Origin of the sequence: Serratia sp. X10, from assembly GCF_017811775.1 — a bacterium.
Lineage (GTDB): Bacteria > Pseudomonadota > Gammaproteobacteria > Enterobacterales > Enterobacteriaceae > Serratia > Serratia ureilytica.
Window position 1 is genome coordinate 108217 of the sequence record NZ_JAEIOH010000001.1, and the last position, 14089, is coordinate 122305.

Sequence of the window (14089 nt, forward strand, 5' to 3'; positions counted from 1 at the left end):
TTAGTTTAATCAGATAAACAGTAATTCGACGCCCGCAGGGCGAAACGGCCTTTCTGTTTGTATACTGAAGCTATATGCAGTTTTTTGACGTTTTTTTTGTGAGCATACAGGGGGCAAGGGATGTTGCTTAAAAAGGGAAACTCTCTACGACGTTTGGCGCTGAGTGGCGCTATCGCCTGTAGTCTTGTGTCGTCGTTTTCCGCATTGGCCACCGTAACGGCGTTACCGGTGGCATCAGCAGGCATGTCCGTTGCGCAGAGCCGTTCTGAACTGCTGGCCGCGTTGCCGCGCGGCATGGATCTGCACTACCTTTCCACGCTGGCGCCGCTGTATGCGGCGAATCATATGCAGCCGATGTGGCAGGATCGCGAGGCCGTTCAGCAGTTTCAACAGCAGCTGGCCGAGCTGGCGATGTCCGGCGTGCAGCCGCAGTTCACCCAATGGGTGAAGATGTTGACCAATCCGGCGCTCAATGACGTAGGCCGCGATGTGGTGCTGTCCGATGCGATGTTGGGCTATTTGCAGTTCGTGTCCGCTATCGGCGCCAACGGCACCAGTTGGCTGTACAGCAATATTCCCTACAAGCTTGGCTTGCCGCCCACTGCGGTGATCAACCAATGGCAGCTGGCGGTGCGTCAGGCGCGCACGCTGAGCTACGTGAATTCGCTCGCGCCGCAGCACCCGCAATACGCCAAGATGCATCAGGCGTTGCGCGATATGCTGGCGGATAACCGCCCCTGGCCGCAGGTGGGCAGCGGCCCGAGCCTGCGCCCAGGACAAATGAGCAACGATATTCCTGCGCTGCGTGAGATCCTGACGCGCACCGGCATGCTGGCCGCTTCGGCGCCGGAGGCCGAGCCGGAGCCGGCGGTCGTCTCGGCGAAGAGCAATGAGCCTGATGACGGCGGGCTGACGGTAGACGAAGAGAAGGGGCGTGTGACGGTCAGTCCGTCGGCGGCGCCGGTGACGGAGTTGACCGCTGAACAGACGCCGCCGCAGGTCGGCAGCGTGGTGAGCGACAACCTTTATACCAACGAGCTGGTAGAGGGCGTCAAACGTTTCCAGAAATGGCAGGGGCTGACGGCGGACGGCGTGATCGGCGTGCGCACTCGCGAGTGGCTCAACGTATCACCGAAAACCCGCGCCGCCCTGCTGGCGTTGAATATCCAACGTCTGCGAATTTTACCGGGGCATGTCGGTACCGGCATTATGGTGAATATTCCCAACTACTCGCTGACCTACTACCAGAACGGCAACGAAGTGTTGTCCTCCCGCGTTATCGTCGGGCGGCCGAGCCGCAAGACACCGCTGATGAGCAGTGCGTTGAACAACGTGGTGGTCAACCCGCCTTGGAACGTACCGACTACGCTGGTGCGTGAGGATATCGTGCCGAAGGCGATGCGCGACGGTAACTATTTCCAGAAACACGGCTATACCGTGCTGTCGGGCTGGAGCAACGATGCGGAGGTGATCAACCCGGCGATGATCGACTGGAGCATGGTCTCTGCGCGCAACTTCCCGTATCGCGTGCGCCAGGCGCCGGGCGCCACTAACTCGCTGGGGCGTTTCAAGTTCAATATGCCGAGTTCGGACGCTATCTACCTGCACGATACCCCGAACCACAGCCTGTTCCAGAAAGACATTCGCGCGCTTAGCTCCGGCTGCGTCCGGGTGAACAAGGCTTCCGATTTGGCGAATATGCTGCTGCAGGATGCCGGCTGGAACAATAGCCGCGTTTCTTCCACGCTGAAAGAGGGGAATACCACTTATGTGAATATTCGCCAGCGTATTCCCGTAAAACTGTATTATCTGACCGCCTGGGTTTCGGATGACGGCCAACCGCAATTCCGTACAGATATTTACAATTATGATAATACGGTGAGATCGGGCGCACAAATTTTGGCTCAGGCCAAAAAATTAATGCAGTAAATGCAGTAATTATAAATAAATAACGGTCAGAATGTTTGGCTATACCGCAGGCCCTCTTAGCTGGGGGCCTGTAAACCTAGGCGTATCGCGGGTTGACTCAGCATACGCAGGCGGTTATGGTTCGGACAGTGCGCTGCTTTGTGCATTTATTTTGACATTCTTGCCGGGTTTAACAGAGTCATGGACAAAATTGATCATCATCGCCGTAAATGGCTGGCGCTAGGCGGCGCAGCTATGGGCATAGCGCTGCTTCCAGGGCAGGCGTTTGCCAGTCTTTCCACCGCTCGACCGCGTATTTTAGTGTTGAATAACCTGAATACCGGTGAATCTATTAAAGCCGAGTTCTTTGACGGCAAAGGCTACAATAAAGAAGAGTTGGTTCGGCTAAATCATCTGTTCCGCGATTATCGCGCCAACAAGGTTAAATCGATTGATCCCAGTTTGTTTGATCACCTCTATCGCCTGCAGGGGCTGCTGGGTACCAGCAAGCCGGTGCAGCTGATCTCCGGTTACCGTTCCGTAGATACCAACAACGAATTGCGCGCGCACAGCCGTGGTGTGGCCAAGCACAGCTACCATACCAAGGGCCAGGCGATGGATTTCCATATTGAAGGTATCCAATTGAGTAATATCCGTAAAGCAGCGTTAAAAATGCGCGCTGGTGGTGTAGGATATTACCCACGTAGCAACTTCGTGCACATCGATACCGGCCCGGTTCGGAGCTGGTAATCGCGGTGCCCTCAGTGAATAACGCCGCTCCTTGCGGAGGCGGCGTTATTGTCGTTGGAGCCTTATGAAATACCATCTTATTCCCGTTACCGCTTTTAGCCAGAATTGCAGCCTGATCTGGTGTGAAAACACGCAGCAGGCGGCGTTGGTCGATCCCGGCGGCGAAGCGGAAAAAATCAAAGCGGAAGTGGCGCAGCAGGGTGTGACAATCACGCAGATTTTGCTGACGCACGGCCATTTGGATCACGTCGGCGCGGCGGCGGAATTGGCGGAACATTATCAGGTGCCGATTTACGGCCCGGATAAAGAGGACGCTTTTTGGCTGGATGGTTTGCCGGCGCAGAGCCGGATGTTCGGGCTGGAAGAGTGTGCGCCGCTGACGCCGACTCGCTGGCTGTCGGAAGGCGATGAGATGCGGGTGGGCGAGATGACGCTCAAGGTGTTGCATTGCCCTGGGCATACGCCGGGCCACATCGTCTTTATCAATGAACAGGCGCGTTTGGCGCTGGTGGGGGACGTGCTGTTTAACGGCGGCGTGGGGCGCAGCGACTTCCCGCGCGGTGACCATCAGGCGCTGATTGCCTCTATTCGCACCAAGCTGCTGCCGCTGGGTGACGACATGCGCTTTATTCCCGGCCACGGCCCGATGTCGACTTTCGGCCACGAACGCCAGACCAACCCGTTCCTGCGTGAAGAGCCGGCGGTGTGGTAACGATCATTTCCCGGCAGAAATAATTAAGGGGCGCATAGCGCGCCCCTTCAAACTGGTGGCTTTCGCTGACGCGCTTAGAGCACGGCGACGATGGCTTCACACAGCGGCGCCATATTGTCCGGCGTCATGCCCGCCACGTTCACCCGGCCCGAGTTCACCGCGTAAACGCCAAACTCTTCACGCAGACGCAGCACCTGCTCTTTGGTCAGGCCGCTGAACGAGAACATGCCGTTCTGCTGGATGATGAAGCTGAAGTCCTGCTGCGCGCCTTTCTCCTGCAGGGTGTTCACAAACAGCTGACGCATGCGGTGAATGCGTTGGCGCATATCGGTCAGCTCCTGCTCCCACATCGCGCGCAGCGCATCGTTGCCCAGAATGGTGGCGACAACGGCGGCGCCGTGTGACGGCGGGTTGGAGTAGTTGGCGCGGATAGCCGCTTTCACCTGGCTAAAGGCGCGATCGGCGGTTTCGGCATCGGCGGCAACAATGGTGCAAGCGCCGACGCGCTCATTGTACAGACCGAAGTTTTTCGAGTAGGAGCTGGCGACGATCAGTTCTTTATGTTTGGCGGCGAAAATACGCAGGCCCTGCGCATCTTCTTCCAGGCCGTTGGCGAAGCCCTGATAAGCGAAGTCGAACAGCGGCAACCACCCGTTGGCGACGGAAAGTTCAGCCAGCTGCGCCCACTGTTCCGGCGTTGGATCGATACCGGTCGGGTTATGGCAGCAGCCGTGGAACAGCACCACATCGCCGGCCTGCGCCTGTTTCAGGCTGTTCAGCAGGCCGTCAAAATCCAACGCGTGGTTGGCGGCGTCATAGTAGGCGTATTCCAGCACTTCCAGGCCCACGGCGCTAAAGACGTTCTTGTGGTTCGGCCAGCTTGGGTTGCTGATCCAGATGCGTTTGGCGCTGGTCTGGTTGGCGATAAAGTCTGCCGCCACGCGCAGGCCGCCGGTGCCGCCTGGCGTCTGTGCGGTGCGCGCGCGGCGATCGGCGACGATCGGGCTCTCTTTACCGAACAGCAGTTCTTGCGTGCAGCTGGCGAACGCCGGGATGCCCTCAATGCCGAGATAGTTTTTAGTGGTCTCATTTTCCAGCAGATACTGTTCAGCTTTTTTTACGCTGGTCAGCACCGGGGTTTTACCGGTTTCGTCTTTATAAACGCCAATCCCTAAATTGATTTTATTCGGGCGGGCGTCGGCGCGGAAAATGTCGGTCAGGCCCAGGATCGGGTCGGCGGGTGCGGCGGTGATTTTTTCAAACATGTCAGGTGCTTCCAAATCTCGGAGTTAAGCAGACAGAAGCATCAGGGTAACGCCAGTTACCGGCTTTGCCAACCGTTTGCGACAAAAACACCGCGATCTTATGAACGTGAAGGATTCGACAGAAAAAATGATGGGGAAGGGGGAATTGGCAGGATAAAAAATTACCGGCTGACACAAACAAAAACAGGGCCGAAGCCCTGTTTTTTAACTTAGCAGACGGTAAACCGCCGTTAAGCGAGACAACTTAGAACTGGTATACCAGACCAACGCCTACGATATCGTCAGTTGCGATGCCGGCTGCTTTGGTGAACGCGTTGTCATCCAGCAGGTTGATTTTGTAATCAACGTAGGTGGACATGTTTTTGTTGAAGTAGTAAGTGGTACCAACAGAAACATATTTAACCAGATCCTGGTCAGAGCCCGCGCCTGGGACGTTCATGTTCTTGCCTTTAGACTGCAGGTAAGACACTTCTGGACGCAGACCGAAGTCGAACTGGTACTGTGCGGTCACTTCGAAGTTCTGAGTTTTGCTGGCGAAACCACCGCAGCTGTTGTTCTGAGTGTCTGCACAAGAGGTAGTGCCGTCTTTCAGAGAGTTGTTACCACCGTAAGGGGTCATGTTACGGGTTTCTGCGTACATTGCCGCCAGGTAAACGTTGTTGGCGTCGTATTTCGCGCCCACGGTCCATGCGTCAGCCTTGTCGCCACGCTCGTTGGACTTGTTCTTCTGAGCATCGGTACGGTTGGAGGATGCGTATGCTGCACCTACGCTGATGCCTTCGCCGATGTCATAAGTAGAGGAGATACCCCAGCCGTCGCCGTTCTGTTTCTTGATGTCGCGACCGTCGTTCTGGTTTTTGCCCTGGTATTGCAGAGCGAAGTTCAGACCGTCAACCAGACCGAAGAAGTTGTTGTTACGATAGGTCGCAACGCCGTTGGTACGGCCGGTCATGAAGTTGTCGGAGTTGGTGTAAGTATCGCCACCGAACTCTGGCAGCATATCGGTCCAGCCTTCCACGTCGTACAGTACGCCGTAGTTACGGCCGTAGTCGAAGGAGCCGTAGTCAGCGAATTTCAGACCGGCGAAGCCCAGACGGGTTTTGGTGCCTTCGGTGCCCTGAGATTCGGAGTGGTTAGCTTGGACGTTGTATTCCCACTGGCCGTAACCGGTCAGTTGGTCAGTAATTTGGGTTTCACCTTTGAAGCCGAAACGAACATAGGTCTGATCGCCGTCATTACCTTTGTCTTTGGAGAAGTAGTGCAGACCGTCAACTTTGCCGTACAGATCCAGCTTGTTGCCGTCTTTGTTGTAGATTTCAGCTGCGTTTGCTGCACCAGCAGCCAACAGAGCCGGGATTACCACTGCAAGAATGTTGCGCTTCATCATTATTACCCTCATTGGTGTTATTCGGACACCTTTGCCACTGCCGCCAATAATTCTTTGGGAACTATTGTTGATAGATTGGTGTCGTCCTGTGTCTGAACGCAGTGTTCCATTCACAGGCGGGTTAATCTAGGACGAAAATGATACCAATGTCCCAATCGGGTTGCAAAAGGAAAGTATGTGTAACCAAATGTAATTTTTCGGGAACTTTGTGACGTGCGTCAATATTAAAAAATGCGAAAGGCCAGCGATGCTGGCCTTTGTTTTGTAACGAAATCGTTTAAAAAACGTGTGATCGTATAAATTAGAAGCTTGCGTTACGCGGCGTGCGCGGGAATGGGATCACATCGCGCACGTTTTGCACGCCGGTGACATAGGCGATTAAACGTTCAAAGCCCAGGCCGAAGCCGGAATGCGGCACGGTGCCGTAGCGGCGCAGATCGCGATACCACCAGTAGTCTTCTTTATTCAGCCCCATCTCTTCCAGGCGCTGATCGAGCACGTCGAGGCGTTCTTCACGCTGCGAGCCGCCGATGATTTCGCCGATGCCCGGCGCCAGCACGTCCATGGCCGCGACGGTCTTGCCGTCTTCGTTCATGCGCATGTAGAACGCTTTGATGTCTTTCGGGTAGTTTTTCACCACCACCGGCGCCTGGAAGTGTTTCTCCGCCAGGTAACGTTCATGCTCGGAAGAGAGATCGATGCCCCAGGAAACCGGGTTTTCGAAGGTTTGGCCCGAGGCCAGCAGGATCTCAATGGCGTCGGTGTAGTCCACCTGGGCGAAATCGGAAGACACGAAGCGCTCCAGACGAGCGATAGCGTCTTTATCCACGCGCTCGGCGAAGAATTTCAGATCGTCGGCACGTTCATCCAGCACCGCCTGGAACACATACTTCAGCATGCTTTCGGCCAGGCCGGCGACGTCGTCCAGCGTAGCGAAGGCCACTTCCGGTTCGATCATCCAGAACTCCGCCAGGTGGCGGCTGGTGTTGGAGTTTTCGGCGCGGAAGGTTGGGCCGAAGGTGTAAACCTTCGACAGCGCGCAAGCGTAGGTTTCGCCGTTCAGCTGGCCGGAAACGGTGAGGAAGGCTTCCTTACCGAAGAAGTCTTCGCTGAAATCGACGGTGCCTTTGTCGGTGCGCGGCAGGTTTTCCAGATCCAGCGTGGACACGCGGAACATCTCGCCGGCGCCTTCGGTATCGGAGGCGGTGATCAGCGGAGTAGAGACCCAGAAATAGCCATTTTCATGGAAGAAGCGGTGGATCGCCTGCGCCAGAGTATGACGTACGCGCGCCACGGCGCCAATCAGGTTGGTGCGCGGGCGCAGGTGAGCCACTTCGCGCAGGTATTCGATGCTGTGGCGCTTGGCCGCCATCGGGTAAGTGTCCGGATCGTCGACCCAGCCGACCACTTTGATCGCGGTAGCCTGCAGTTCGAAGCTCTGGCCTTCGCCCGGTGAAGCGACGACTTTGCCGGTGACTTCAACCGAACAACCGGTGGTCAGATGCAGCACTTCATCCTGATAATTCGGCAGAGAATTATTAACGACGGCCTGTAACGGATCAAAGCAGGAACCGTCATAGACGGCCAGGAAGGAGATACCAGCTTTTGAATCTCTCCGGGTACGTACCCAGCCGCGTACGGTGACTTCACTGTCAACCGCAGCACGACCTTGCAGTACGTCGACTACAGGCACTACGCTCATAGATTTCTCTCTTTAATAATTTGGTTTAGAAATAGCTTACAACCCAAGAATATGGGGGTAATGGCTATGTTACTTGCCGCGGTGCAGAGCACAAGCAGAAATCATCGGATTGGCGCAACATTTATCGCGGCTGACTGAAAACAGGGCGTTCGGGATAAAAACAAAAAAGCCGGCGCGTAAACCGGGCCGGCTTTCTTTCTCTCTATATAGAGAAGGTTCAGCTGGCTTTCTTCACCAGCGGCAGATCGAAGGCCTTGCGCAAGGCCCGCACGAATGCCTGGTCCTGGCAGATGGTCTTGCCGGGGCTGTCGGAGAGCTTGGCCACCGGTTTGCCTTTGCATTCGACCAGCTTGATCACGATATTCAACGGCTTGACGCCCGGAATATCGCAGGTCAGGCGCGTGCCGATACCGAAGCTGAGATTGATGCGCTGATAGAAGTGGCGATAGAGCGCCAGCGCTTTTTCCAGATCCAGGTTGTCCGAGAACACCAGCGTTTTGCTCATGGGGTCGATGCCCAGTTTCTGATAGTGGGCAATGGCTTTCTCACCCCACTCGACGGGATCGCCCGAATCGTGGCGCAGCCCCTGATAACGCTCGGCGAACTGCGGGCCGAAGTCGCGCAGGAAAGCATCCATGGTAATGCAGTCGGTAAGCGCGATGCCAAGCTGATCCGGGTATTCATCCAGCCAGGCCTGCAATGCGGCGCGCTGGCTGTTGGCCAGCACCGGGCTTATCTGCTGATGCGCCTGGAACCATTCATGCGCCTGGGTGCCGACCGGCGCCAGGCCGAGCTGATGCGCCAGATCGTAATTGCTGGTGCCCGACAGGTACGGGAATTCGGCCTGCAAGGTGCTGACGATGGCCTGTTGTACGCCCTGGGAGAAGCGGCGACGGGTGCCGAAGTCCATCAGCTTGAAGCGTGAAAGATCCAAATCGCCCGCCAGCGTCTTGAACTGCACCAACTTGGTTTGCAGGTGGGCTACCGCCTGTTCCGGCGTCGCCAGCGGAGAGCGCCGGCGGTGCACCACTTCGCTGATCACCGCCAGCAGCGGCACTTCCCACATGATCACTTCACGCCACGGCCCGGCGATGCGGATTTGCAGCTTGCCGTCGCGGTTGTCGATGGTCACCTGCTGCGGATCGTATCGGAACGTGCGCAACCAGCTCAGGTAATCTTGACGGAAGAAGGGCAGACCCGAAAGGTAAGCGAATTCGGCGTCGGTCAGCGCCAGCTGGCTCATCAGGGCGACCTGCGCGCGGATCTCGTCGGCATATTCGCCCAGCAGTTCGTCGCCGCGGCAGCGGAATTCCGCCGCCACGCTGATAGCGGGATAGCGATGGAACACTGCTTGCTGCATATGAAGCTTGTAAGCATCGGTATCAAGCAGTGATGTCAAAATCGGGGAAGCGTATTGAGTCATAGCGCGTTACAGCATCCTCGTCAGGCGCGTGTCCAAATCCGGATAATCATAAAAGTGGGGGTGGAGTATACCCGGATTATCCTGTTATTGAAGCTGCATCACACCATAAATCACCGAAGCGGGTCGAGGATTAAACGTGCCTTTATGGCGGGCTGGCGACGGCGGCGGAGGAAAAAAGCCAGATATGCCTGTAAGGTGAATGACTTAGCCTAATTAGTCATAAAAATTATAATGTTAATTATTTTAAACAACAAATCAGATAAACCCGGTCTGGGTGTGCACGCTGACCCGATCTTTGCCGTTCTTTTTGCAAAAATAGAGCGCTTCGTCCGCCTGTTTGATCGCCGCCTGCAGCGCACTAAACGCGTTGACCGGCGCAATGCCGCAGCTGGTGGTGAAACGCACTTGCCGCCCGTCGGCCAGATTCAGCGTCAGGCGATGGGTGCGGGCGCGCAATTGCTCCATGATGTCCCGCGCGTTGTCCAACGAACAGTTGCCCAGCAGCACCGCGAACTCTTCGCCACCGTAGCGGCAGAAGATGTCGCTGGCGCGAAACGCGCGTTGCAACAGATGGCCGAATTCCACCAGCGCCCGGTCACCGACATCGTGGCCGTAGCTGTCGTTGAGCTGTTTGAAGTTGTCGATATCGATCAGGCAAAAGGCCTGCGGGTAGCTACCGTCGCCCAATAGCTGGCATTCGAGGAAGAATTTACGGCGGTTATAAATGTTGGTGAGCGGATCGAGGAAGGAAGAGGCCTCAAGCTCTTTAATCAGCAGCTGTTTCTCGCTTTCCAGCGAGACCTTGTCCAACTGATATTGTCTGAGCTGTTGAATGGCGTCGCTGATGGCGATCAGTTCCCGGCTGTAGAAGGCGTCGTTGCGATCGATATTCATCTCGCCGCGCGACAGCCGCACGATATTGTTGTGGGTTTTGGTCAACCAGCGGTTGATGTTGGTGCAGAACACCAGCGCCGGCAAAATGAACAGCAGCACCCCCAGACCGGCGAGCGCGATCATGCCGTAAATGGTGGTCTGGCTGTCATAAATCTTGTGACGCGAAGCGACGGTTTCCAGCTCAAAGCTGCGTTGATACAGCGCCTGTGAAAGCCTGCTCAACTCGTCGACATAGCGCGAGATCAGCGCGGCAGGATAGGGCTTTTGGGTATTGATGGCGGTGTATAGCCCATCGGTAATCTGCTTGAGGCGTTCGGTAGACACCTGGGTGAGCAACTGATTGACGATGCTGGTGGTTTGCACGTCGTCGTAGTTGAGCTTCATGAAGATCAACCGGGTGCTCAGCGCGTTCAGGACGCCGGTCAACTGAATGGACTTCAGATAGGCGTCTTTGCGATCGAGCGGGCTGACGTTGACGTCGATAATCTGATCGCTTAACTCCGTCAGCGACATATTCAGCCGGTTGTTGAGGCGAATGGCCTCGAGAAACATAAAGGAGTCGGTATCCACCATTCGGGTATCGTAGGTGTAGCGGTAATAGCTCTTGCTGGTTTGCGAGATGTAATAGGCGCTGTTGATGTTGAACAGGTTGGCGTTGGCGTTGTTGACCTGCGAAAGCTGCAGGTTGTCGTTATCCAGCAACTGTTCCATCAGGCCGATCATCGACAGCGCGGCGATTTTTTGCCGCACGCCCAGCTCCCTGGCGATCGTGTCGTTCAGATGCTCGCGGATCCGGGCGATTTTCTCGCGCGCCACCCGATCGGCGGCCAGACACTGCGCGCGAGTGATTTGCGGATCGATCAGGCTCAAGCGTTTGAGGCGGTGAGCCTGCAGCGAAGCCTGAAAGGCCTCGGAGATTTCTTTGGCGCGATCGATCTTATACAGGTTGAGCTGGTTATCGCGGTACTCGGTATGGGCTTCGAGCAGTTCCTCGACGATGAACAGCGAGAAGGAGGTCATCAGGCACAGGGTGAAAAAATAGATTGCGTATTTGATTTTCATAGTGCGAGTCATCCCTGAGCCTGATTCGGCAATTATACCATCATGCCGCCGGTGCCGCCTCAACAATGCCGGAGCGCCGCGAAGGCGGTTTTTTAGCATTAAATGCTGATTTTTATTTAGCCATTGGTCACCCGCGCTGCCATCTGGTGGGTGAACTATGATTTGCCTCTGATTTCTTTATCGCGCTTGCCCGGCGGATCTGGGCTTTTCAGCCAGCTGTGATACAGTTTATTCACAATCAGGTTCGCCGAGCGCCGCAGGGGAAATCTCCAGCGACGGCGCGGAGGAGAAGAGCGGCCTGGCACCTATAACTCACTGAGACGTTTAAGGGTTTTTATGACACAACAGCCACAGGCAAAATATCGCCACGATTATCGCGCGCCCGATTACACCACGACAGACATCGATTTGGACTTCAGTCTGGACGCGGAAACCACGCGCGTGACCGCCGTCAGTAAAATCAAACGTCAGGGCGCGGCCGGTGCACCGCTGGTGCTGGATGGCGAGGATCTGACGCTGGTGAGCATTCAGGTCGACGGTCAACCGTGGAGCGCCTATCGTCAGCAGGATAACCAGCTGATCGTCGAAGAGTTGCCAGCACAATTCACTCTGACCATCGTCAACGATATTCACCCGGCGAAAAACACCGCGCTGGAAGGGCTGTATCTGTCCGGCGATGCGCTGTGCACGCAATGCGAAGCCGAAGGCTTCCATCATATTACCTATTACCAGGATCGCCCGGACGTGCTGGCGCGCTTTACCACCCGCATCGTGGCCGACAAGGCGCGCTATCCGTTCCTGCTGTCGAACGGCAACCGTATTGGCCAGGGTGAATTGGCCGATGGTCGCCACTGGGTGCAATGGCAGGATCCGTTCCCGAAACCTTGCTACCTGTTCGCATTGGTGGCGGGGGACTTCGACGTGCTGCGCGACAGCTTCACCACCCGTTCCGGCCGTAAGGTCGCGCTGGAGCTGTTTGTCGATCGCGGCAACCTGGATCGCGCAGACTGGGCGATGACCTCGTTGAAAAACTCGATGAAGTGGGACGAGACCCGCTTCGGTCTGGAATACGATCTCGACATTTATATGATCGTGGCGGTCGATTTCTTCAATATGGGCGCGATGGAGAACAAAGGGTTAAATATCTTTAACTCCAAATACGTGTTGGCGAAGGCGGAAACCGCCACCGACAAAGATTACCTGAACATCGAAGCGGTGATTGGCCACGAATACTTCCACAACTGGACCGGCAACCGCGTCACCTGCCGCGACTGGTTCCAGCTCAGCCTGAAAGAGGGGCTGACGGTGTTCCGCGATCAAGAGTTCAGTTCCGATCTGGGATCGCGTTCGGTCAACCGCATCGATAACGTGCGCGTGATGCGCGGCGCGCAGTTCGCCGAAGACGCCAGCCCGATGGCGCACGCCATTCGTCCGGATAAAGTCATCGAGATGAACAACTTTTACACCCTGACTGTGTATGAGAAAGGTTCTGAAGTGATCCGCATGATGCACACCCTGCTGGGGGAAGAGAACTTCCAGAAAGGGATGCAGCTCTATTTCGAACGCCACGACGGCAGCGCCGCCACCTGCGATGACTTCGTACAGGCGATGGAGGACGCGTCCAACGTGGATCTGTCGCGCTTCCGCCGTTGGTATAGCCAGTCCGGCACGCCGCTGTTGACGGTGCGCGACGAGTATGATGCGCAAACCCAGCAATATCGCCTGCATGTCAGCCAGAAAACCGCGCCGACCGCCGATCAGCCTGAGAAGTTGCCGCTGCATATCCCGCTGGATATCGAGCTGTACGACAGCGAAGGCAACGTCATCGCGCTGCAGAAGGGTGGCCTGCCGGTCAACAACGTGCTGAACGTCACCGAAGCGGAGCAGACCTTCGTGTTCGACGGCGTGGCGCACAAGCCGGTGCCGTCGCTGCTGCGTGAATTCTCTGCGCCGGTGAAACTGGATTATCCGTACAGCGATCAGCAACTGACCTTCCTGATGCAGCACGCGCGCAATGAGTTTGCGCGTTGGGATGCGGCGCAGAGCCTGCTCGCGACCTACATCAAACTGAACGTGGCGCGGCACCAGCAGAAGCAGCCGTTGTCGCTGCCGCTGCACGTGGCCGACGCGTTCCGTGCGGTGTTGCTGAACGAGACGCTGGATCCGGCGCTGGCGGCGCAGATCCTGACGCTGCCGTCGGAGAACGAAATCGCTGAACTGTTCGCCACCATCGATCCGGAAGCGATCGCCGCGGTGCACGAAGCGATCGTTCGCTGCCTGGCGCGGGAGTTGGCCGATGAGTGGCTGGCGGTGTATCACGCCAACAAGACCGACGGCTACCGCGTGGAGCACGCCGACATCGCCAAGCGCGCCTTGCGCAATGTGTGCCTGGGTTATCTGGCGTTCGGCGAAGATGCGGCGCTGGCGGACCAACTGGTGAGCGAACAGTATCGCCTGGCGGATAACATGACCGACTCGCTGGCGGCGCTGTCCGCCGCGGTCGCGGCCCAGTTGCCGTGTCGCGATGCGTTGTTGGCGGCGTTCGACGAGCGCTGGCATCAGGATGGCCTGGTGATGGACAAATGGTTCGTGCTGCAGGGCAGCAGCCCGGCGGCGGATGTGTTGAGCAAGGTGCGTGCGCTGCTGCAACACCGCTCGTTCAGCCTGAGCAACCCGAACCGCACCCGCTCGCTGATCGGCGGCTTCGCTTCCGGCAACCCGGCGGCGTTCCATGCGGCGGATGGCAGCGGTTATCAATTCCTGGTGGAGATCCTCAGCGATCTCAACCAGCGCAACCCGCAGATCGCCGCGCGCCTGATCGAACCGCTGATTCGCCTGAAGCGTTACGACGCCGGTCGCCAGGCGCTGATGCGCAAAGCGTTGGAACAGCTGAAAGGGTTGGAAAACCTGTCCGGCGATCTGTACGAGAAGATCAGCAAGGCGCTCGACGCCTAATCTTTTCACCGTGAATACCCAAAGGGACGGC

At 56.8% G+C, this 14089-nt stretch carries 9 protein-coding genes; 4 read left to right on the plus strand and 5 right to left on the minus strand.

Annotation, left to right across the window (positions count from 1 at the left end):
* The first annotated feature begins 120 nt into the window (after nt 1–120).
* The 3 genes from ldtD (at nt 121) to J9788_RS00495 (ending at nt 3370) form a co-directional block, all read left to right on the plus strand.
* Nucleotides 121–1929, plus strand: a complete 1809-nt coding sequence (gene ldtD / locus J9788_RS00485; protein ID WP_071991639.1) for a L,D-transpeptidase — start codon at nt 121–123, stop codon at nt 1927–1929.
* Nucleotides 1930–2109: 180 nt separating this feature from the next.
* On the plus strand, nt 2110–2658 hold the full coding sequence (locus J9788_RS00490; protein ID WP_004928217.1) for a YcbK family protein: 549 nt from the start codon (nt 2110–2112) through the stop codon (nt 2656–2658).
* Nucleotides 2659–2722: 64 nt separating this feature from the next.
* Nucleotides 2723–3370: an MBL fold metallo-hydrolase gene (locus J9788_RS00495; protein WP_046897084.1), complete on the plus strand. Its 648-nt coding sequence runs from the start codon at nt 2723–2725 to the stop codon at nt 3368–3370.
* Nucleotides 3371–3444: 74 nt separating this feature from the next.
* On the opposite strand, the gene J9788_RS00500 is transcribed toward J9788_RS00495, so the two are convergent.
* The 5 genes from J9788_RS00500 to J9788_RS00520 form a co-directional block, all read right to left on the minus strand.
* Entirely contained in the window at nt 3445–4635 is a 1191-nt protein-coding gene (locus tag J9788_RS00500; RefSeq protein WP_033642574.1) for an amino acid aminotransferase, read from the minus strand.
* A 244-nt stretch (nt 4636–4879) separates the two neighbouring features.
* Nucleotides 4880–6022 (minus strand): porin OmpC, encoded by a 1143-nt coding sequence (ompC, locus tag J9788_RS00505; RefSeq protein WP_046897085.1) that lies wholly within the window; start codon nt 6020–6022, stop codon nt 4880–4882.
* A 301-nt stretch (nt 6023–6323) separates the two neighbouring features.
* Nucleotides 6324–7724: an asparagine--tRNA ligase gene (asnS, locus tag J9788_RS00510; protein WP_033642576.1), complete on the minus strand. Its 1401-nt coding sequence runs from the start codon at nt 7722–7724 to the stop codon at nt 6324–6326.
* A 217-nt stretch (nt 7725–7941) separates the two neighbouring features.
* Complete coding sequence (pncB, locus tag J9788_RS00515; protein WP_046897086.1) at nt 7942–9147, minus strand: nicotinate phosphoribosyltransferase; 1206 nt, start codon at nt 9145–9147, stop codon at nt 7942–7944.
* A gap of 255 nt (nt 9148–9402) precedes the next feature.
* The gene (locus J9788_RS00520; RefSeq protein ID WP_046897087.1) at nt 9403–11103 is read right to left on the minus strand and encodes a GGDEF domain-containing protein; all 1701 of its coding nucleotides are present in this window, start codon (nt 11101–11103) and stop codon (nt 9403–9405) included.
* A gap of 336 nt (nt 11104–11439) precedes the next feature.
* Here J9788_RS00520 and pepN point away from each other — a divergent pair, with 336 nt between their 5' ends.
* A complete protein-coding gene (gene pepN, locus J9788_RS00525; protein WP_046897088.1) occupies nt 11440–14058 on the plus strand; it encodes an aminopeptidase N in 2619 nt (872 codons plus the stop codon).
* Nucleotides 14059–14089 lie beyond the last annotated feature (31 nt).

Excerpts from the sequence above, each read along its gene's own strand:
- asnS (WP_033642576.1), bottom strand. The coding sequence starts at position 7,724 with ATGAGCGTAGTGCCTGTAGTCGACGTACTGCAAGGTCGTGCTGCGGTT.
- J9788_RS00490 (WP_004928217.1), top strand. The coding sequence starts at position 2,110 with ATGGACAAAATTGATCATCATCGCCGTAAATGGCTGGCGCTAGGCGGC.
- pepN (WP_046897088.1), top strand. The coding sequence starts at position 11,440 with ATGACACAACAGCCACAGGCAAAATATCGCCACGATTATCGCGCGCCC.
- J9788_RS00520 (WP_046897087.1), bottom strand. The coding sequence starts at position 11,103 with ATGAAAATCAAATACGCAATCTATTTTTTCACCCTGTGCCTGATGACC.
- J9788_RS00495 (WP_046897084.1), top strand. The coding sequence starts at position 2,723 with ATGAAATACCATCTTATTCCCGTTACCGCTTTTAGCCAGAATTGCAGC.
- pncB (WP_046897086.1), bottom strand. The coding sequence starts at position 9,147 with ATGACTCAATACGCTTCCCCGATTTTGACATCACTGCTTGATACCGAT.
- ompC (WP_046897085.1), bottom strand. The coding sequence starts at position 6,022 with ATGATGAAGCGCAACATTCTTGCAGTGGTAATCCCGGCTCTGTTGGCT.
- J9788_RS00500 (WP_033642574.1), bottom strand. The coding sequence starts at position 4,635 with ATGTTTGAAAAAATCACCGCCGCACCCGCCGACCCGATCCTGGGCCTG.
- ldtD (WP_071991639.1), top strand. The coding sequence starts at position 121 with ATGTTGCTTAAAAAGGGAAACTCTCTACGACGTTTGGCGCTGAGTGGC.